Origin of the sequence: Prescottella equi, assembly GCF_020171745.1 — a bacterium.
Lineage (GTDB): Bacteria > Actinomycetota > Actinomycetes > Mycobacteriales > Mycobacteriaceae > Prescottella > Prescottella equi_A.
This window is the reverse complement of sequence record NZ_JAIVAH010000007.1, coordinates 92,846-112,843: the sequence shown is the minus strand read 5'-3', so window position 1 is coordinate 112,843 and position 19,998 is coordinate 92,846. Positions and strand designations below refer to the sequence as shown.

The 19,998-nt window shown below is 69.1% G+C and carries 23 protein-coding genes; 16 read left to right on the top strand and 7 right to left on the bottom strand.

The window, feature by feature from the left end:
* Window positions 1-85: 85 nt before the first annotated feature.
* Genes LCL87_RS05660 through LCL87_RS05590 form a run of 16 tightly spaced genes read left to right on the top strand, consistent with a single transcriptional unit; the run spans window position 86 to window position 14,702 of the window.
* On the top strand, window positions 86-1,171 hold the full coding sequence (locus LCL87_RS05660) for an NADH-quinone oxidoreductase subunit B family protein (RefSeq protein WP_225017531.1): 1,086 nt from the start codon (window positions 86-88) through the stop codon (window positions 1,169-1,171).
* Between the two features lie 42 nt (window positions 1,172-1,213).
* The gene (locus LCL87_RS05655) at window positions 1,214-3,007 is read left to right on the top strand and encodes a nickel-dependent hydrogenase large subunit (RefSeq protein ID WP_225017530.1); all 1,794 of its coding nucleotides are present in this window, start codon (window positions 1,214-1,216) and stop codon (window positions 3,005-3,007) included.
* Window positions 3,008-3,014: 7 nt separating this feature from the next.
* The gene (locus tag LCL87_RS05650) at window positions 3,015-3,950 is read left to right on the top strand and encodes a NifU family protein (protein WP_225017529.1); all 936 of its coding nucleotides are present in this window, start codon (window positions 3,015-3,017) and stop codon (window positions 3,948-3,950) included.
* Window positions 3,947-4,618, top strand: coding sequence for a DUF5947 family protein (locus LCL87_RS05645; RefSeq protein WP_225017528.1), 672 nt, complete (start codon window positions 3,947-3,949; stop codon window positions 4,616-4,618). Before LCL87_RS05650 ends, LCL87_RS05645 begins: the two co-directional genes overlap by 4 nt.
* Complete coding sequence (locus tag LCL87_RS05640) at window positions 4,615-5,256, top strand: DUF6084 family protein (RefSeq protein ID WP_225017527.1); 642 nt, start codon at window positions 4,615-4,617, stop codon at window positions 5,254-5,256. Before LCL87_RS05645 ends, LCL87_RS05640 begins: the two co-directional genes overlap by 4 nt.
* Entirely contained in the window at window positions 5,253-6,677 is a 1,425-nt protein-coding gene (locus tag LCL87_RS05635) for a hypothetical protein (protein ID WP_225017526.1), read from the top strand. The genes LCL87_RS05640 and LCL87_RS05635 overlap by 4 nt, the downstream gene beginning before the upstream one ends.
* Entirely contained in the window at window positions 6,674-6,793 is a 120-nt protein-coding gene (locus tag LCL87_RS25760) for a DUF6893 family small protein (protein WP_013417282.1), read from the top strand. Before LCL87_RS05635 ends, LCL87_RS25760 begins: the two co-directional genes overlap by 4 nt.
* 4 nt (window positions 6,794-6,797) lie before the next feature.
* A complete protein-coding gene (locus LCL87_RS05630) occupies window positions 6,798-7,295 on the top strand; it encodes a hydrogenase maturation protease (protein WP_225017525.1) in 498 nt (165 codons plus the stop codon).
* Window positions 7,296-7,298: 3 nt separating this feature from the next.
* On the top strand, window positions 7,299-7,565 hold the full coding sequence (locus LCL87_RS05625) for a HypC/HybG/HupF family hydrogenase formation chaperone (protein ID WP_225017523.1): 267 nt from the start codon (window positions 7,299-7,301) through the stop codon (window positions 7,563-7,565).
* Window positions 7,562-9,940, top strand: coding sequence for a carbamoyltransferase HypF (hypF, locus tag LCL87_RS05620; protein WP_225017521.1), 2,379 nt, complete (start codon window positions 7,562-7,564; stop codon window positions 9,938-9,940). The genes LCL87_RS05625 and hypF overlap by 4 nt, the downstream gene beginning before the upstream one ends.
* A complete protein-coding gene (locus LCL87_RS05615; protein WP_225017519.1) occupies window positions 9,937-10,680 on the top strand; it encodes a hydrogenase assembly protein HupF in 744 nt (247 codons plus the stop codon). The genes hypF and LCL87_RS05615 overlap by 4 nt, the downstream gene beginning before the upstream one ends.
* Window positions 10,677-11,378: a D-sedoheptulose-7-phosphate isomerase gene (locus tag LCL87_RS05610; protein ID WP_225017517.1), complete on the top strand. Its 702-nt coding sequence runs from the start codon at window positions 10,677-10,679 to the stop codon at window positions 11,376-11,378. The genes LCL87_RS05615 and LCL87_RS05610 overlap by 4 nt, the downstream gene beginning before the upstream one ends.
* 3 nt (window positions 11,379-11,381) lie before the next feature.
* Window positions 11,382-12,479: a hydrogenase expression/formation protein HypE gene (gene hypE / locus LCL87_RS05605; protein ID WP_225017515.1), complete on the top strand. Its 1,098-nt coding sequence runs from the start codon at window positions 11,382-11,384 to the stop codon at window positions 12,477-12,479.
* A gap of 18 nt (window positions 12,480-12,497) precedes the next feature.
* Window positions 12,498-12,770, top strand: a complete 273-nt coding sequence (locus LCL87_RS05600) for a HypC/HybG/HupF family hydrogenase formation chaperone (RefSeq protein ID WP_225017513.1) — start codon at window positions 12,498-12,500, stop codon at window positions 12,768-12,770.
* 28 nt (window positions 12,771-12,798) lie between these two features.
* Entirely contained in the window at window positions 12,799-13,929 is a 1,131-nt protein-coding gene (gene hypD / locus LCL87_RS05595) for a hydrogenase formation protein HypD (protein WP_225017511.1), read from the top strand.
* Window positions 13,926-14,702 (top strand): DUF6390 family protein, encoded by a 777-nt coding sequence (locus LCL87_RS05590; protein WP_225017509.1) that lies wholly within the window; start codon window positions 13,926-13,928, stop codon window positions 14,700-14,702. Before hypD ends, LCL87_RS05590 begins: the two co-directional genes overlap by 4 nt.
* A 69-nt stretch (window positions 14,703-14,771) precedes the next feature.
* Here LCL87_RS05590 and LCL87_RS05585 read toward each other — a convergent pair whose 3' ends face one another.
* The 7 genes from LCL87_RS05585 to LCL87_RS05555 all read right to left on the bottom strand — a co-directional run bounded on the left by LCL87_RS05585 (window position 14,772) and on the right by LCL87_RS05555 (window position 19,936).
* On the bottom strand, window positions 14,772-16,202 hold the full coding sequence (locus tag LCL87_RS05585; RefSeq protein WP_225017507.1) for a DUF1254 domain-containing protein: 1,431 nt from the start codon (window positions 16,200-16,202) through the stop codon (window positions 14,772-14,774).
* 275 nt (window positions 16,203-16,477) lie between these two features.
* Window positions 16,478-17,230, bottom strand: coding sequence for an ABC transporter ATP-binding protein (locus LCL87_RS05580; protein ID WP_225017506.1), 753 nt, complete (start codon window positions 17,228-17,230; stop codon window positions 16,478-16,480).
* Window position 17,231: 1 nt separating this feature from the next.
* The gene (cbiQ, locus tag LCL87_RS05575; protein ID WP_225017504.1) at window positions 17,232-17,990 is read right to left on the bottom strand and encodes a cobalt ECF transporter T component CbiQ; all 759 of its coding nucleotides are present in this window, start codon (window positions 17,988-17,990) and stop codon (window positions 17,232-17,234) included.
* A gap of 1 nt (window position 17,991) precedes the next feature.
* On the bottom strand, window positions 17,992-18,342 hold the full coding sequence (locus LCL87_RS05570) for a PDGLE domain-containing protein (protein WP_225017502.1): 351 nt from the start codon (window positions 18,340-18,342) through the stop codon (window positions 17,992-17,994).
* Entirely contained in the window at window positions 18,339-19,025 is a 687-nt protein-coding gene (locus tag LCL87_RS05565; protein WP_225017889.1) for an energy-coupling factor ABC transporter permease, read from the bottom strand. Before LCL87_RS05565 ends, LCL87_RS05570 begins: the two co-directional genes overlap by 4 nt.
* A 148-nt stretch (window positions 19,026-19,173) precedes the next feature.
* On the bottom strand, window positions 19,174-19,449 hold the full coding sequence (locus LCL87_RS05560; protein WP_225017500.1) for an ABC transporter permease: 276 nt from the start codon (window positions 19,447-19,449) through the stop codon (window positions 19,174-19,176).
* 229 nt (window positions 19,450-19,678) lie between these two features.
* Window positions 19,679-19,936: a LuxR C-terminal-related transcriptional regulator gene (locus LCL87_RS05555; RefSeq protein ID WP_225017498.1), complete on the bottom strand. Its 258-nt coding sequence runs from the start codon at window positions 19,934-19,936 to the stop codon at window positions 19,679-19,681.
* Window positions 19,937-19,998: the final 62 nt, after the last annotated feature.

Here is a 19,998-nt window from a genome sequence, read left to right as displayed (position 1 = left end):
GCCTTAATTGTGGTGGGCGTCACGCAAGTGGGCCGAGGGTCGACTCCGGTGACGCAGGGGCGGTGAGCCCCGGGGAGTGGCCGACATGTCGACACCGACCAAAGCTGCGAAGAAAGCCGGCAAGTCGCCGGACGCCGAAACCGACGAGGGCGTCATCCACGTCCTGTGGATCAATGCGGGACTCAGTTGCGACGGGGACTCGGTGGCACTCACCGCCGCGAGTCAACCCAGCGTCGAGGAGATCGTCTTCGGGGCACTGCCCGGACTGCCGAAGATCGCCGTGCACTGGCCGCTGATCGACTTCGAGTGCGGGCCGGAGGGCGGCGCCGACGACTTCCTCGAGTGGTTCTGGAAGGCCGACCGCGGCGAACTCGAACCGTTCGTCCTGGTTGTCGAGGGGTCGATCCCCAACGAGAAGCTGCACGACGAGGGCTACTGGTGCGGGTTCGGTAACAACCCGGCCACCGGTCAGCCGGTCACGACGAGCGAGTGGCTCGACCGGCTGGCGCCCAAGGCCACCGCGATCGTCACCGCCGGTACGTGTTCGTCCTACGGCGGCATCCACGCGATGGCGGGCAATCCCACCGGCGCGATGGGCGTGCCCGACTATCTGGGCTGGGACTGGAAGTCCAAGGCAGGGCTGCCGGTGGTGTGCGTGCCCGGGTGCCCGATCCAGCCGGACAACCTGTCCGAGACCCTCACCTACCTGCTGTACCAGGTGACCGAGCAGGCGCCGATGATTCCGCTCGACGAGCAGCACCGGCCGCAGTGGCTGTTCGGTCAGACGGTGCACCAGGGCTGTGACCGCGCCGGCTACTACGAGCAGGGCGACTTCGCGACCGAGTACGGCTCGCCCAAGTGCATCGTCAAACTCGGGTGCTGGGGTCCGGTCGTGAAATGCAATGTGCCCAAGCGGGGTTGGATGGCCGGTATCGGCGGTTGCCCCAACGTCGGTGGTATCTGCATCGGCTGCACGATGCCGGGGTTCCCGGACAAGTTCATGCCGTTCATGGACGAACCGCCCGGCGGCATCCTCTCCAGCTCGGTGTCCGAGGTGTACGGGTCGGTGATCCGGACGTTGCGGAGCGTCACCGGACGCACGCTGGAGAAGGAACCCCACTGGCGTGCACCAGGGCGCCTGTTGAGGACGGGGGCCGTCCGTACCTGGTAGCGCGAACGCGAGTGTGATCGCCGAGGGAAAGAAGGCTTCTCGATGACTTCCACAGTGCCCGAGCCGAAACAGGGGTCGACCGACGACAAGGGTCTCGTCGAGATGGCCTGGGATCCGATCACCAGGATCGTCGGCAGCCTCGGGATCTACACGAAGGTCGATTTCAAGAACAAGACGGTGGCCGAATGTCACAGCACGTCGTCGATCTTCCGGGGCTACTCGCTGTTCATGAAGGGCAAGGATCCGCGCGACGCGCACTTCATCACCAGCCGCATCTGCGGCATCTGCGGTGACAACCACGCGACGTGCTCGTGTTACGCCCAGAACATGGCGTACGGCGTCCAGCCGCCGCACCTCGGTGAGTGGATCGCGAACCTCGGCGAGGCGGCCGAGTACATGTTCGACCACAACATCTTCCAGGAGAACCTGGTCGCGGTGGACTACTGCGAGAAGATGGTCTCCGAGACCAACCCGGGCGTGCTCGCGATGGCCGAGAAGACCGCCGCGGCGCATTCGGACGCGCACGGCTACCGGACCATCGCCGACATCATGCGGGCGCTCAACCCGTTCACCGGCGAGTTCTACCGGGAGGCGCTGCTCATCAGCCGGCTCACCCGAGAGATGTTCTGTCTCATGGAGGGTCGGCACGTCCACCCGTCGACGCTGTACCCGGGCGGTGTCGGCACCGTCGCGACGGTGCAGTTGATCACCGACTACACGACGCGGCTGATGCGCTACATCGAGTTCATGAAGAAGGTCGTGCCGATGCACGACGACCTGTTCGACTTCTTCTACGAGGCGCTGCCGGGCTACGAGCACGTCGGTGAGCGGCGCACCCTCCTCGGCTGCTGGGGCGCGTTCCAGGACCCCGAGGTGTGCAACTTCGCATACAAGGACATGACCGACTGGGGCCGGAAGATGTTCGTCACCCCGGGCGTCGTGGTGGACGGGAAGCTGGTGACCACCGACCTCGTCGACATCAACCTGGGTATCCGGATCATGCTCGGCTCGTCGTACTACGACGACTGGTCCGACCAGGAGATGTTCGTGACCACCGACCCGCTGGGCAACCCGGTGGACCGGCGGCACCCGTGGAACCAGCACACCAATCCCAAGCCGCAGAAGCGCGACCTCGAGGACAAGTACAGCTGGGTGATGTCGCCGCGCTGGTTCGACGGCAAGGACAACCTGGCGCTGGACACCGGCGGCGGGGCGCTCGCCCGGATGTGGTCCACCGCGCTCGCGGGGATGGTCGAGACCGACGAGGTGATGGCCACCGGGCACAGCGTCAAGATCGACTTCCCGAAGACGGCGCTCAAGGGGCCGGCGAGCTTCGAGTGGAAGATCCCGCAGTGGAGCAACACCATCGAACGCAACCGTGCGCGCACGTACTTCCAGGCGTACGCGGCGGCGATGGCGCTGCACTTCGCCCGCAAGGCGCTCGTCGAGATCAACGCGGGCCGGACCAAGACGTGGGAGACGTTCGAGGTGCCCGACGAGGGCATCGGCTGCGGTTTCACCGAGGCGGTCCGCGGTGTGCTCTCGCACCACATGGTGATCCGGGACGGCAAGATCGCCAACTACCACCCGTACCCGCCGACCCCGTGGAACGCGAGTCCGCGTGATGCCGAAGGTATTCCGGGACCGTACGAGGACGCGGTGACGAACCTGAACATCTACGAGGAGAACGACCGCGACAACTTCAAGGGCATCGACATCATGCGGACCGTGCGTAGCTTCGATCCGTGCCTGCCCTGCGGTGTCCACATGTACCTCGGCGACGGGAAGACGCTCGAGAAGCTTCATTCGCCGACACAGTCGATGACCGGGGAGTAGGTGACGGATGGCGTCGTTACACGACGAAACCCTGGACGAGACGCCCGAATCCGATCGCTGGCGACAGGCCGGCGATCGGATCGAGGCATTGCTGGACGCCGCCTCGGCGGGCGGACCGGTGGCCCGCGAGCGGGCCGAGCAACTCGTCCGTGAGGTGGTGGACCTGTACGGCGAGGCACTCGGGCGCGTGCTGACGATGACCGCGCGCACCCCGGGCCTGGTCGACGAACTCGCGCGCGACGAACTGGTGTCGAGCGTGCTGCTGGTGAGCGGGTTGCACCCGCACGACGTCGAGACTCGTGTCCGGACGGCGCTCGACGGCGTCCGCCCGTACCTCGGATCGCACGGTGGGGACGTCGAACTGGTGGACGTGACCGACGACGGCGTCGTGCGGTTGCGGCTGCTCGGCAGCTGTCACGGCTGTCCGTCGTCCGCGGTGACGCTGCAACTCGCCGTCGAGGGCGCCGTGCAGGCCGCGGCCCCCGAGACGACCGCGATCGAAGTGGAGACCGAGGATCGGGACAACGCGCCCACCCCCGGGGTGTTCACGGTGGATTCGCTGATGTCGCACGTGCGCGAGGAGGCGCCGCAGACCGGGACGTGGTTGGCGGCCGAGGAATTCACCGAACTCGCGCCGGGCGAGGTGGGCGGGTACACGGTCGGGGGCCTGCCGATGCTGGTGTGCCGGCTCGGGGACGAACTGTTCGCCTACCGGGACCGGTGCCCCGCGTGCGGCAACTCGATGGCCGGCACCTCGCTGCAGCGCCGAGCCGGCGGCGCCGTGAACGACGCGGTGCTCCGCTGCCCGACGTGCCGCGCCCACTACGACGTCCGACGGGCGGGTGTCGGGGTGGAGGATCCCGACGGGCACCTCGACCCGCTGCCGGTGCTCACCCGGGACGGCGTCCTGTCGGTCGCCGTGCCCGCGGCGGTGACCGGATGACCGGCCCGTCCGGTGGCCGCACCCCCAGCGGATCGGCGTTGGGGGTGCTTCGTCGGATCGCCGCCGATCGTCCCGCCCAGGTGGCGGGGGAGCGGTGCGAGATGTGCGCGGTGCCCATCGCCGACGAGCACTCGCACGTCGTGAACATGGCCGGCCGCCAACTGATGTGCGTGTGCCGGCCCTGCTACCTGCTGTTCGCCGAGCCCGGTGCCGAGCTGAAGTATCGAGCCGTGCCCGACCGGTACCTGTCGTTCCCCGACTTCTCGCTGGGTCCGGGGCGCTGGGATGCCCTCGAGATACCGGTGGGGCTCGCCTTCTTCTTCCGGAACTCCGACCAGGATCGCACCGTCGCGTTCTATCCGGGACCGGCCGGTGCCACCGAATCCGAACTGCCGATCGACGCGTGGGCCGCGGTGCTCGAGGACAATCCGGTGCTCGCGACGGTCGTTCCGGACGTGGAGGCATTGCTGATCCGCATTCCGCAGAGCGGTCCGGCCGGGGCCGAGTGTCACCTGCTGCCGATCGACGCATGCTACGAACTGGTGGGCCGGCTGCGAAGACGCTGGCGCGGTTTCGACGGTGGCCAGGATGCCCGCGCAGAACTCGACGACTTCTTCGCCCGGATCGAGCAACGCAGCGCGCCGATGCCCGAGGGTGGTGCGTCGTGACCGCCCTCGACTTCTCGGTGCTGTCGGTTGCCGCGGAGCCGTTTGCGGTGACCCCCAACCTGATCGCGCGGCTGCGGATCGCCGAGACCTCCGGCACCGCCGTCCACGCGCTGGCGGTGCGATGTCAGATCCGGATCGAACCGAGGCGCCGACGCTACACGGATCGGGAGGAGTCCGGGCTGCTCGACCTGTTCGGGCCGCGGGACCGTTGGGGGACGACACTGTCGACGTTCCCGTGGCTGCACACGTCGGCGGTGGTGCCCGGGTTCGCCGGTGAGTGCGTCACCGAGCTGGTGATGCCTTGCACGTACGACTTCGAGGTCGCGGCGTCGAAGTACCTGCACGCGCTGGACGACGGCACCGTCCCGCTGGGCTTCCTGTTCAGTGGGACGATCTTCACGAAGGGCACCAACGGATTCGGCGTCGAACAGATCCCGTGGGACCGGGAGGCACAGTTCGACATGCCGGTCGAGGTGTGGCGGGACGTGGTGCGCCGAAACTTCCCGTCCAGCGGCTGGGTGCGACTCGACCACAACACCATCGCGGCGTTGGCCCGGTTCAAGGCGGCGCGGGGCCTGCTCGGCCTCGACGAGGCCGTCACCGAACTGCTCGACGGGGCGGGGGAGGTGGCGACGTGACCGGGATCGACGACCTGACGCGGGTCCGCTCCGTCGCGGACGCGGTGCTGTACGAGGGCTACCTGCTGTACCCGTACCGCTCCACGTCGGGAAAGAATCAGTCGCGCTGGCAGTTCGGCGTTCTCGGTCCGGTCGGAGCCGCGGACCGGAGTGTGGGCGAGGACGCGGCGATGCGCGTCGAGTGCGTGCTCGACCGCGGCGTGGACGACGCGGTGGTCGAGCCGGTGTTGCGGTTCCTGCAGTTGCAGGTGCGCACCGCCGAATCACTCGGGCCGGCCGGCTACGAATCGGTCCCGGAACTCACCCTCGACGGCCGCAGATGGGTCAGCTGGGACGAGGCCGTCGAGGTCGAGATCCCGCTCGGCGCGGTCACGGTCGCGGAACTGCTGTCGGGCGTCACCGTGGACGTCGCCGCGCCGGGCGGTGTCGACGTCGAGCAGTTGGGGCCGACGGCGCGGCTGATGCGGCAACGCTTTCCGGTGCGGGCGGTGGTGGAGCTGGCTGCGACGACGGACCGCGGTGCGCTCCGGGTGGGGCTCGAGGTCCGCAACGCCGCGATGCTCGACGACCTGGACCGGCCGGACGTCGCGGTGAAGGACACCGCGATCCGGCACTCGCTCATCGGCGCGCACCTGATCGTGTCGGCCTCCGGTGCACGCTTCGTCTCGCTCGTCGATCCGCCCGCCGAGTTCGCGGCCGCTGTCGACGGGTGCCGCCAGTACCGGTGCCATCCGGTGCTCGCGGGCGACCCGGACCCGTCCGCGCCCGGTACGAGCGACGTGATCCTGGCGTCTCCGATCATCCTGTACGACCACCCCGAGGTGGCGGAGGAGAGCGGCGGAGACCTGTTCGACGCCACCGAGATCGACGAGATCCTCACGCTGCGGATCATGACGCTCACCGATGACGAGAAGGCGCAGGCCCGGGCCACCGATCCGAGGGCCGCCGAGATCATCGACCGCTGCGACAACATGTCGCCCGACGAGATGCAGCGCCTGCACGGCGCCCTGCGCGATCCGCGGGCGTTCGAGCCGCCGACGTTCGTGACACCGGGCGGGCTGGTCCCCGAGGTGCCCGACGACGTCCCGTGGTGGGATCCGGCCGCCGACAACAGCGTTCGGCCCGCGGCGGACGGGGTGCTGGTCGACGGGGTGCGGGTGGCGAAGGGCAGCCTGGTCCGCCTGAAGCCGTCGCGGCGCGCCGACGCGCAGGACCTGTTCTTCGCCGGACAGGTCGCACGGGTCGCCACCGTGCATGCCGACGTGGACGGCGGCACGCACGTCGGCGTGGTGCTGGTCGACGACCCGGCTGCCGAACTGCACGAGTGGTACGGCCGCTACCTGTACTTCGCCCCAGACGAGGTGGAACCGCTCGACGCGGTCGGCGGCGAGGCGGACGACCGAGAGGAGAGTCAGTCATGAGGGCAGTGGGAATGGTATCGACCGTGTTGTTCGCCGCGGTGGCCGCGGCCGGCGCGTGGATCGCGATCCGGTCGATCCCGGACATGCAGCGATACCTGCGGATGCGAAGGATGTGACCGGATGACGGCCGGGTCACCGCCCCGCGTGCTGGTCGCGGGCATCGGCAACATCTTCCTCGGCGACGACGGGTTCGGACCGGAGACGCTGCGGGCGGTGACGGCCGAACCGCTGCCGGACGGGGTGCGCGCGGTCGACTACGGGATCCGCGGCATGCACCTGGCCTACGACCTGCTGGACGGCTGGGACGGCCTGGTCCTGGTGGACGCGGTGCCCGATCGGGGCGCGCCCGGTGCGGTGCGGGCGTTCGAGGTGGACCGCGAGAACCCGGACACCGCACCGAGACTCGACGCGCACGCGATGGATCCGGTTTCGGTGTTCGCGAGCCTCGCCGCACTGGGCGGCACGCTGCCGCGCACCGTCGTGGTGGGTTGTCAGGTGCGCGACGTCGAGGAGCGGATCGGGCTGTCGGAACCGGTGTCTCGCGCGGTGCCGGAGGCGGCACTCGCGGTCCGGACTGCGCTGGCCGAGCTGGGTGCCGGCGTCGGGGCGGAGGGCTGAGTGATGTGTCTGGGGATCCCGGGACGGGTGGTTCGGATGCTCGAGGGCTACGGCGGCCAGTTGGCGCTGGTCGACGTGGAGGGCGTGGAGCGCAAGGTCAACGTCGGCATGCTCGAGGACGCCGCGCTCGAGCCCGGTGACTGGGTGGTGATCCACATGGGTTTCGCGGTGGAACGGGTCGACGCGGACGGGGCGGCACGGGCGATGGCGGGCCTGGAGATGATGGGCCGGCCGCGTGAGCCCCGGATCGACGGGGGCGCGTCGCCGTGACGGCCCTCGACGAGACACGGGTCGGCCGGGTCGCGGAAGAGCGGCACCGGCTGACCGTGCGCGGGGTGGTGCAGGGCGTGGGGTTCCGCCCGTTCGTGGCACGACTCGCCGGCGAACTCGGTCTGACCGGGCACTGCGGCAACGACGAGGTGAGTGTCTTCGTCGAGGTGCAGGGCCGGTCGCGGGTGCTCGCCGAGTTCGCGGAGCGGGTGCGGCGGGACGCGCCCCCGCTCGCGGTGGTGTTGGACGTGATTGTCGAGCAGCTGTCCGGCCCGGTCGACGGACCGCCCGGGTTCCGGATCGTGCCGAGTGTGCACACCCCGGGGGCCCGCACTCTCGTGCCGCCCGACGTCGGGATCTGCGCGGACTGCGCCCGGGAGATGGCCGATCCCGCCGACCGCCGCTACCGACATCCGTTCGTCAACTGCACCAACTGCGGGCCTCGCTACACGGTGATCACCGATCTCCCGTACGACCGGCCCGCCACCACGATGGCGGCGTTCCCGATGTGCGCGCGGTGCGCACGCGAGTACGAGGACCCCGCCGACCGCCGCTTCCACGCGCAGCCGACCTGCTGCCCGGACTGCGGGCCCCGCATCTTCGCCGAACGCAGCGGCGCCCGGATCGACGGCGACGACACCGTCCTCGGGCTCGTCCAGCAGACGATCGCAGACGGCGGCATCGTCGCGGTCAAGGGCATCGGCGGCTTCCACCTGGTGTGCGACGCCACGAATCCCGATGCGGTCCAGTCGCTTCGCGACCGCAAGGATCGACCGGCGAAGCCGTTCGCGGTGATGGCGGCGGATCTGCCGACCGCACGGGCGGTCTGCGCGATCGACGAGACCGAGGCGGACCTGCTGTCCGGCCCGGCCCGCCCGATCGTGCTGCTCCGCAGGCAACCCGGCAACACCGTCGCCGGGCAGGTGGCGCCGGGTCTGGACGAGATCGGCATCCTGCTCCCGTACGCGCCGTTGCACCACCTGTTGTTCGCCCCGACACCCGGCGGCCGGGTGCCGCCCCCGCGGCTGCTGGTGATGACGTCGGGGAACCGGGGCGGCGAACCGCTCTGCTTCACCAACGAGCAGGCGCGGCAGCGGTTGGCGGGCATCGCGGACGTCTTCCTGATGCACGACCGGGACATCGCGGTGCCGTGCGAGGACTCGGTGCTCACCGTCGTCGACGGCGCCGTTCAGCCGATCCGGCGCTCCCGCGGCCACGCGCCGCTGCCGGTCCTGCTCGACGCTCCGGGCCCGACCGTGCTCGCGGTGGGCGCCGAGGTGAAGAACACCTTCTGCCTCACCCGACAGGAATTCGCCTTCTGCTCCGGGCATCTGGGCGACATGGGCACCCTCGAGAGCCGACGGGCGTTCGAGACCGCGGTCGCACAGTTGTCCGCGCTGCACGCCGTGCGCCCCGACCTGGTGGTGGCCGACGAGCATCCGGGGTACTCCACCCGGAACTGGGCGGAGGATTACAGCGCCCGCACCGGGATCGACCTCGTCACCGTGCAGCACCACCACGCGCACGTCGCGGCCCTGGCCGCGGAGCACCACGTGATCGGCACGCCGCTGCTGGGCATCGCGTTCGACGGCACCGGCTACGGCTGCGATCGCACCGTCTGGGGCGGCGAGCTGCTGCTCGTGGGAACCGACCTGCACGACGCCACGCGGGCGGGTCATCTGCAGTCGTTCTCGCTGCCGGGCGGTGATGCCGCGGTGCGCAATCCGGCCCGGGTCGCGGCGGCGCTGCTCCGGGAGGCGGGCCTGCTCGAGGAGGCCGAGGACCTGCCGTGCACCCGTGCGCTCGCGGCGGACGAACGCAGCCTGGTGGCGGCACAATTGGGCTCCGGTCTGGGCTGTGTGCGCACCACGAGCGTCGGCCGACTGTTCGACGGCGTCGCGTCGATCCTCGGGGTGCGGCACCGCGTCAGCTACGAGGCGCAGGCGGCTGTGGAACTCGAGGCGCTCGCGCGCACCGCCGATCGTCCTGCGCCGATCGAGATGCGGGTCGCGGACGGGCAGCTGCGGCTGGCCGAACTGTTCGCCGGGCTGGTGTCCGGCGTGCGGGCGGGAACTCCGCTGCCGGAGTTGGCGTTCGGCTTCCACCGGGCGCTGGCGTCGGCGACGGTGGCGCTCGCGCTCGAGGTCGCCGGGGCGTCGGGGGTGGAGACGGTGGGACTGACCGGCGGGGTGTTCCAGAACCGGCTGCTGACCGCGTTGGTCCGGGCGGGACTGCAGGCGGAGGGGATTCGGGTGCTCACCCACCACGTGGTGCCGCCCAACGATGGGGGACTCTCGCTGGGGCAGGCGGCGCTGGGAGCGGCGCTGCTCGGTTCCCGGCGCCGGACGGAAGCGATCGACGAGGTGCAACCATGACGACGAGCGATACCACCGTGGAACTGATCGACCGGGCGCTGTCCGCGGACCTGTCCTCCGCGGCACTGGGATTGGCGCGGCGCTTCCAGCACGGCGCGACGCTGTGGGTGGTCTCGCCGCAGTGGGAACCGCACGCGCACCACGTGGCGGTCGAGTTCGTGCACCCGGTGATCATGGGCAAACGGGCGCTGCCGTCGGTGTCGCTCGTCGAACCGGACCCGGTCGCGCAGTGCCGGGTGGCGACGCGCCCCGGTGACGTGATCCTCGCGGTGGCGTCGGCGGATCAGCCGCAGGTGCGGGACATCATGCGGCGCGCCCCGGCGTGGGGCGCCGACACGATCTGGATCGGCTCGGGGCCGCGGCCGGAGGCGGGTGCCGCCACCCACATCCTGTGGGTCGACTCGGACGATCCGATGGTCCCGGCCACCGGGCGGTTCGTGCTGATGTACCACCTGCTGTGGGAACTCACGCACGTCTGCTTCGAACACCCGGGTCTGCTCGACGCCCCGGCGGAGGACTGCACCGACGACGTGTGCGTCACCTGCAGCGACGAGGGGCGCCTCGCGGAAGTGGTACTGGTGCAAGGCGACCCGATCGACGGGGTGCTCGTCCGCACCGCGACGGGGGAGGAACGGGTCGACACCACACTGATCGTCGACGTCGCGGAGGGCGACCTGCTGCTGGTGCACGGCGGTGCCGCGATAACCCGCATCGAGCCGAACGAGGAGGGACGGTCGTGACCACACCCGGACCGCAGTCGGAGCAGACGGACTTCCTGTACCCGTTCATCGACGCCCACGAGGAGGGCGCCGAGGCGCTGCTCGACGACCTGGCGTCGTCGGCCCGCTCGAAAGCCGCGGAAAGCGCCCGGCTGCAGCGCGACTCGATCGACGAATGGGGCGGTGGGATCCGCGAGGCCGGGGCACGGATGGCGGAACGCTTCGCACAGGGCGGACGGCTCTACACGTTCGGAAACGGTGGAAGTTCCACGGATGCGGCCACGCTCGCGTCGCTGTTCAGCCGTCCGGCGCGTGGCCGTCCGGTCGCCGCCTGGTCGCTCGCCGCGGACCAGGCGGTGGTGACCGCACTCGGCAACGACGTCGGCTTCGACCTCATCTTCTCCCGGCAGATCATCGCGCACGCCCACGGCCGCGACATCGCGATCGCGCTGTCCACGTCGGGCAACTCGGACGACCTGATGATCGCGCTCGCGGAGGCCCGCCGACGCGGGCTGCTCACGATCGGGTTCGCGGGGCACGACGGCGGCCGGATGGCCGTGAGCGAGGACCTCGACTACTGCTTCACGATCCGCTCGCAGAGCATCCACCGCATCCAGGAGAGTCACGCGCTGGTCGGCTACCGGCTGTGGGAGGCCGCCCAGGAGCACCTGTCGCGGGGATCCGCGGCACCGAAAGCGACCACAGGACAGGAGGGCTAGCCCATGATGACGGATCCGGAGACTGCTGCCGACCGTGAGGATCGAGTCCTCGAACGCATCGCGTCGTTCCGGAAGCGACGGCCGCGCCTGCTCGACGAGGTGGTGACCCTCGCACACGGGGCGGGCGGAAAGTCCTCTGCCGCACTGGTCGACGCGGTGTTCGTGGAGGCACTGCGCAACCCGCAACTCGAGCAGCTCGGCGACGCCGCGGCACTGACCCTGCCGTCGGGTGAGCGCATCGCGTTCTCCACCGACTCGTTCGTGGTGCAGCCGTTGAAGTTTCCGGGCGGGTCGATCGGCAACCTCGCGGTGCACGGCACCGTCAACGACCTCTCGGTCACCGGGGCGCGGCCCCTGTGGTTGTCGGCGGCCTTCGTCATCGAGGAGGGCTTCGAGATCGCGCTGCTGCGGGAGATCGTCGCGGACATCGCCGACTCGGCCGCGCAGGCCGGCGTCCACGTGGTCACCGGCGACACCAAGGTGGTGGGCAAGGGCGCGGCGGACGGTGTCTACATCTGCACCGCCGGCGTCGGGGCGCTGCCGGTGACGATGCGCCTGGGCCCCGAGTACGTGCAGGCGGGGGACCGGGTGCTGTTGTCCGGGACGATGGGTGAGCACGGCATGGCGGTGATGCTGGCGCGTGGCGAACTCGCGATCGAGGCCGACATCCGTTCGGACACCGCGCCGCTCAACGGCCTGGTGCACGCGCTGCTGGACGCGGCACCGTCGACGCGGTGGATGCGCGACGCGACCCGCGGCGGCGTCGGGACCGTGTGCAACGAACTGGCGCAGTCCACGGGGCTCGCGGTGATCCTCGACGAGGCGTCGCTGCCGGTGCTGCCCCAGGTGGCGGGGGCGTGCGACCTGCTCGGCATCGATCCGCTGTACGTCGCGAACGAGGGCAAGTTCGTCGCAATCGTGCCCGAACGCGAGGCCGAGGCCGGACTGGCGGCGCTGCGGGCCAGTCCGGGCGGCGAGAACGCCGCGATCGTCGGCGAGGTGCTCGCCGAACCCGAGGGCATCGTGGCCCTGCGAACCGCGTTCGGCGGCAGCCGGATCGTCGACATGCTCGTCGGTGACCCGCTGCCGCGGATCTGTTGAACGAGGAGGGATACGACCATGTGTCTGGGCATTCCGGGTCAGGTGGTGCAGATGGTGGACACCGAGCAGCACCTGGCGAAGGTCGACGTGAACGGCGTCCAGCGCACCATCAGCGTGCGCCTGCTGGCCGACGACGGGCTGGTGGTCGGCGACTGGGTCCTCGTCCACGTCGGGTTCGCGATGGCGAAGATCGACGAGGCCGAGGCGGCGCTGACGCTCGACCAGGTGCAGAAGATGGGCGCCGACTACGTCAACGAGATCGACGCGTTCAACTCGTCGAGCATCAACTGACCGAGCGGGTCACCGAGGAGGTTGCACCATGAAGTTCGTGGACGAATTCCGCGATCCGGCGGCGGCGCGGGCCCTGGTCCGGTCCATCACCGAACTCGCCGGCGACGACGAGTTCAAGTTCATGGAGGTGTGCGGCGGCCACACGCACACCATCTACCGGCACGGCATCGAGCATCTGCTGCCGCAGTCGGTGGAACTGGTGCACGGGCCCGGCTGCCCGGTGTGCGTCATCCCGATGGGCCGTGTCGACGACGCGATGCATCTCGCGGAACAGCCCGACGTCATCTTCACGACGTTCGGCGACATGATGCGGGTGCCCGGTTCGCGCGGGAACCTCATCGAGGCGAAAGCCCGTGGCGCCGATGTGCGGTTCGTGTATTCACCGCTCGACGCTCTCAAGATCGCGCTCGACAACCCCGACAAGCAGGTGGTGTTCTTCGCGGTCGGGTTCGAGACCACCGCGCCGTCCACCGCCGTGACGCTGGTGCGGGCGCGGCAGTTGGGCGTCACCAACTTCAGCATCTTCTGCAACCACGTGACGATCGTGCCGCCGATCAAGGCGATCCTCGAGTCGCCCGACCTGCGACTGTCGGGGTTCCTCGGGCCGGGTCACGTGTCGACGGTGGTGGGGCTGCGGCCGTACCGGTTCGTGCCGGAGGTGTACGGGAAGCCGATGGTGGTGGCCGGGTTCGAACCGCTCGACATCCTCGCGTCGGTGCACATGCTGCTGCAGCAGATCCGTGACGGCCGGTGCGAGGTGGAGAACCAGTACATCCGCGTGGTCCGGCCCGAGGGCAACACGCAGGCGCTGAAGCTGATGAGCGAAACATTCGCGCTGCGGCCGCATTTCGAATGGCGCGGGCTGGGGTTCATCTCGCAGAGCGCACTCAAGATCCATCCCGACTACGCCGAGTTCGACGCCGAGGAGCGCTTCTCGATGCCCGGTGTGCGGGTCGCCGATCCCAAGGCCTGCCAGTGCGGTGAGGTGCTCAAGGGCGTGATCAAGCCGTGGGAGTGCAAGGTGTTCGGCACCGCCTGCACCCCGGAGACCCCGATCGGTACGTGCATGGTGTCGCCCGAGGGGGCGTGCGCGGCGTACTACAACTTCGGGCGACTGCACCGGGAGACGGCGCTGCTGGTGGGACGGAGACCCGAGTGACCACCGGGATCGACGCCGGACGGCTGCTGTTCGCGCGGTACGCGTACGCGCCCAACGCCCTCGGCTACTGCGGTCCGGCCGGGGCGGCGAGCCTGGAGGCGGTGGCGTGCGGGGGCGGCGCCGCGGCGTCCGCCCTGGACGCGGTGGACGCCGCCGCCCGGCAGTTCAGCGGGGCGTGGCCGTACCAGGAACTGGTCGCCGAACTCGCCGGCATCGACGACCCCCTCGACGAGCGGGTGGTCCGCGGCTACTGGACCGGCAACGAGCTGACCGCCGCGGTGGACCGGGAACGGTTCGGCCGGGAGTTGCTGTCCCGGTTGGGGGCTCGGGCCGGCCACTATTGGAAGTACCTCACCGACGATCTGCTGCCCGAGGCCGCGCCGACGCATGCGTTCCACGTGTTCGGGGTTTATCCGTGGACGCGACTGCTCGGCACCGGCATGCCGCAGCCGATGCAGGTGCTGGACTCTTGTCGGATCCGCAACGGCGTCGTCGTCAGCCTGACCCCGCACACCGCCACCGTGCGGTCGCGGGGACTGCAGTTCGACGGCCGGCGACTGGCCCTCGGCCCGCTCGAGGACCGGCCCGCCCGGCGCAGCGTCGGCGCGGGGGCTTTCGTCCCGGATCTGCGGATCGGGGACCGGGTGGCGGTGCACTGGGACCTGGTGTGCGACCGACTCGACGCCGACCAGGCGGGCAGCCTCGAGTACTGGACCGATTGGCAACTGCAGCAGACCAATCCGCGGCTGGAGCAAACGTCGACTGTCGGATGAGCAGCCATGGGAGATCGGGATGTTCGACGGTGTGTAGAGGTTGGCAGGGCGGGGAGCAGATCGCAGCGATCAGTCCATCTTGACGAGATCGTCTGGTCGCCAGATCTGGTCGTAGAAGGCGACCTCGGTGCCGTAGAGACGTAGCGCGACGATGAAATTGCGACCGGGGACCGTCTTCACGAATGCGGCATCGGCGACACCGTCGGGTTGTTCTGGGCCGAACCAGATGTCGAGCGAGTCGTCGTCGTTGTGGGGGATGTCGTAGTAGCTGTTGGTCGAGGGCAGTAGCTGATCGGTTTCCGGCATCGTGCCGTCGGTGATGTTGTAGGCGGTTGTCGCCCAGAACAAGCTGGCGGGCACGTTCGGCGGAAGGTGCAACTTGTAGGTGTGGCTACCGTGGAGGTACTCGCCATCCCGGTCGTGATAGGTGAACGGATACTTCGATCCGGCGCCGGTGGAATGAATGTTCATCGCGGGGGCGGAGGAGTAGGCGTACTGGAAGAACCGGGCACGGGTGTTGATGTCGAGGTAGCTGTCCTGCATCCACTCGGCCGTGCCACCGGCCCAAGCGACCTGCCATCGACGATCGTCGTAGTAGTAATTGCGGTTGTCTTGACGGCCGAGCTGGGCCAGCGCGAGGATCATTCTCGGTGCGTCGGATACGGCTCGTTCGAGTGCGGCGCGCTCCCAGTCCTGCGGTTCGAAGGGCTTGCCCTTGATGATCCCGATAGAGGCGAGCACACCACGCAACTCGAGATCGATAGCAGAAACCGGCTCGTAGTCGACGAATGCCTTCAGCTTCATCCAGTACTCGAAGTCGTTCGGGTACATCATGTTCAGACGCCGGCCACTGGCATTGGGGAACTGCATGGCCGGGACGTCCTTCTCCGGCGTCCACAGGGGGAAGATTCGTGTACGTTCCGCGACCGCGACCGCCGAGGCAGGGTCAGGTTCGCCGTCGCCTCGGCCCATCACGGTACGGAAGAACAGGAACACGTTGTACGTCGACGACGTGACCGTGTAGTAGCCGCCAGGGATGTGGCCGTCGTAGTTCGGCGGCAGGAGCAGATAGAGGCCGCCGCGTGCGCGGTCGGGACCGATCGCACCGACGTCCGTGAGGGTGCGCTGGAAGAAGTCGGTGAACATTCCGATGACGTTCGATGGTGCGTCGACGACCAGTGGGCCGGATTCCTTCAGGTCGAGGTAGTTCATCGAGTAGATGACGTCCGCATTGGGAGTCGGTACCCAGGTCCGGCTGTCCATGCGGTTCTTCCAGATCGGCAGGATGTGGTAGCCGCGGCCGAAGGCCTTCTCGGAGCCGTCACGCATGCCGATGACGTTCAACGCCGGTTGCATCGTCATGTAGGCGTGTACCGCTCGTTGATAGAAGAGTTCCGCCCGCAGCGACTCGGCCTCCGCTTGCGGCAGCCAGTTGCCGTTGTTGATCTGTGAGACCAGCGGCGGGAGCGTACCCGTGAGTTCCGGTGTGTCGTCGTTCATGATCTGGGACATTGGTTGCCTCTCGCAGATGAGCAATCGGAAGCCTGCCGCCCAGGGCCCCGGGCCCAGGCGACGTGTGGATTCCGTGCACCGTCGATTCCGTCTCGTCGGCCATTGTCGTGCCTTCCGCGTGCTGTCTTCTTCACCCGACTTGGGTGAAGAAGGCCCGGTCCTCTCGCGTGCAAAGACCCAAGTCATGCCGCGGGTGCCGACGTCACTCTTGCCGAAGCGGCGTGAGTTTGCGCTGATGGCGTGTCCGCCCGGTCCGACGTTCCTCAACACTCCGGAGCCGAGGCCGGCAGCGAGAAGCCCCACGGCAGTTCCAGCCGGTGCGCCGCCAGCAGTTCGGCGTCGCCGAGCACGCGTTCGATCCGGTCGTCCGCGACCACGCGTCCCTCGTCGAGAATCACCGCACGGCGGCACAACTGGGCGGCATAGGGCAGGTCGTGGGTGACCAGCAGCAGGGTGGTGTCGAGGCCCATGAGCACGTCGGCAAGTTCGCGCCGGGCGACGGGATCGAGGTTGCTCGACGGCTCGTCGAGCACCAGCACATCCGGTCGGCAAGCGAGAACCGTTGCGAGCGCGACGCGTCGGCGCTGACCGCCGGAGAGGTGCCCGGCGCTGCGCTGCGCGTGGTCGGTCATGTCGACCTGCGCGAGGGCCTCGGCGACGCGACGTTCGAGCTCGCCGCCGCGCACCCCGAAGTTGGCGGGGCCGAACGCGACGTCCTCGGCGACCGTCGGCATGAACAATTGGTCGTCCGGGTCCTGGAACACCACCCCGACGCGCCGTCGGATCTCGCGCAGGTTCTCGCGGGCCACCGGGAGATCCCCGATCTGCACGGCACCGGAGGTCGCGGTCAGCACCGCATTGAGCTGCAGGATCAGCGTGGTCTTGCCGGCGCCGTTGGGCCCCAGGATCGCGACGCGCTCACCGGCGGCGATCTCGAGGTCGACGCCGTCGAGGGCCCGGCGGCCGTCCGGGTAGTCGAAGACGAGACCGTCGGTTCGGATTGCGGGAGTGGGCATCTCACACCGCCCAGGCCGTGACGGCGACCGCGACCGCGCACACAGCCGGGGTGAGCGCGACACACCAGTCCCGGCGCCGGGCCGGCGGCGCGTGCAGCGGCACTGTGCCGGTGAAACCGCGCGATAGCATTGCGAGGTGGACGCGTTCGCCCCGCTCGTACGAGCGGAGGAATACCCCACCGACGCCGCGCGCGGTGGCACCCGCCTGGTGCAGGGTCCGAGGATCATCGCCGCGGGAGACGCGCGCGATCCGCATCCGGTCGATCTCGCCCGCAAGCAGATTGACGTACCGGAGCATCAGCGTCGCGACGGTGACCACGATGCCCGGCAGATGCAGGCGCGACAGCCCGGCAGGCAGCGAGCGCACCGGGGTGGTCGCGGCGAGCGTCAGCGACACCAGCACACCGATGGTGCCCTTCACGAGGATGTTCCACGCCGCCAGCAGGCCGGGCTCGGACAGCGAGAGCCCGAGCACCGTCACCCGGTCGCCGGCCTCCGCGAACGGCAGCAGCACCGCGAGCACGACGAAGGGGAGTTCGATGAGCATGCGGGGAGCCAACCAGCGCAACGTGATCCCCGCGATCTGCCACACCACCACGAGGATCACGAGGTATAGCCCGAATGCCCAGAACGCCTCCCGGGGTGTCGCCACCACGGCGAACACCCCGACGAAGGCCGCCAGGATCTTCACCTCGGGGGGCAGTCGGTGGACCGGGGACGCCCCTTCGAGATAGAGCGGATGGGTGTGCGAACCCGACACGTCACGGCCCCTGACGGCGGCGCGCGAGGGCCCGGAACAGCAGCCCGGCCACCACGAACACCGCGATGACCCCCAGCACCCCGGCCACGCCGGTGAGCGCAGAGTCGCCGCGGATCGAGTAGTCGGCCAGCGGGGACGACGAGAGGTGATGATCGGTGGCGCCCTGCGCGATGCAGTCGCCGACCAACTGCTCCCCGCCGTCGACCTCGACCACCTCGCAGCCGCGCTGGGTGGCCGAATCCAGGCCGTCCGGGCTGGAACTGGCGAAGTACGAAAGGATGCCGGCGATCAGCAGCGCCGCGATCGCGAAGCCGATCAGGAACCGGGACCGGGCGCGGGTGGACGTCGTCATGCCGACATCGCCCCCTTCGCGTTCGTGCGGTCGGGTTGGGATCGCAACAGGTACACCAGGTCGGGGCGGGCCCGCGCGACCGCGACCACCGTGAATGCGGTGATGATGCCCTCGCCGATTCCGATCAGTGCGTGGGTACCGAACATGTACGCCGCGACGGTGTGCAGCGAAGTCACCGCGTCACCGCCGATCGCGTACTCGACGACGAACATCGAGGCAGCGAGAACCGTTGCACACCAGGCCGACACGAACGCCAGAACACCCATGCCGGCGTCGCCGCGTCGAGCGAGCAGTGGCCGCAGAGCCACGGCCACCGCGTAGCCGACGGCCGTGCCGACCAACGCCATGTTGGTGATGTTGGCGCCGAGGGCGGTGAGGCCGCCGTCGGCGAACAGCAGGGACTGCACGGTGAGCACGATCGCGATACACAGCGCGCCCGTGTACGGGCCCACCAGGATCGCGGCGAGCCCGCCGCCGAGCAGATGGCCGCTCACGCCCGGCAGGATCGGGAAGTTGATCATCTGGACTGCGAAGATGAAGGCCGCGACCAGCCCGGCCATCGGCGCGGTGCGTTCGGTCAGTTCGGTTCGGGCGCGCCAGATCGCAATACTCACGCCGGCGATCGCGACGGCCCAGAACAGCGCCGACGTCGGCGCATTGATGATGCCGTCGCTCATGTGCATCGCGACGATCTGGCTTTGCCCGCCCGTGTATTGGACAGCCACTTCGACAGCCACACTGCCCTCCTGGGGGCGAGGGGATCGGTGATGTCGAGTTTATCGAGTCATGTGAACACCTGAACAGGCTTTCCTGAATAGTCCGGTTCGGGTGTCAGCGCGGTCGCAGCAGGACATATGCGACGGCGACCGGAACGACGGTCAAGAGGAGGATGCGGAGGGTCTCGTTGGCCGGCACACCGATGAACAGTGCCAGGGTCGCCGGGCCGAGTGCAGCGAGCACGGAGCAGACGATCAGCAGGATCCGCCGGTTGCGCCGCCGCTTCGTGCGAGCCTCCTCGGCGATCGAACGTGCCTCCCGTGCCGCGCGGATGTGATCCGTGGTGTCGATGCTCGCGCGGTCGGGCGGGGTTGTCTCGGTGGCATTCACGGCGTCTACCTCTCGGCTCGTCGCCCCCAGGCTACGGGCAATTCCGGCATTCCCGGACGCCGTCGTTCGGGGCCCGGAAAGTGAAGTAGCGCAATCAGTTTGTTTGGGGCGCGTGTGGCCGGTGGGGCGACGATCCGGGACCTTGGTCGCTAGTGCCGTCGATGCATGCCGTGCTAGTTCGACGCCGGATCCGGGAGCGCTGTGGGCGAACTCACTCCGGCCGGCGGCGTCAGACCTCGTCGATGCCGATCAACCCGTCCTGGAGCGCCCGCGCGAACAGGGCGGCCTTCGTGTTCGCCGGCCGGTGCAGCGCACTGTACTTGCCGCGAATACGCATGAGGTGGGTGTTGACGGTGGCGACAGTGATGAACATTTCGGTGGCGACGGCCGCCTTGCTGTCGTGCCGGATCCAGCACCGCAGGACCTCGACCTCGCGTGGCGACAGGGTCGGCCTGCGAAGAGTGTCGTCGTCGAGCGTCGATGTCATGCTTTCCCCCTCCAGCGGATCGTCGGAAGCGACGCTATTGGGAAGTCTCGCTCGCGCCGAGA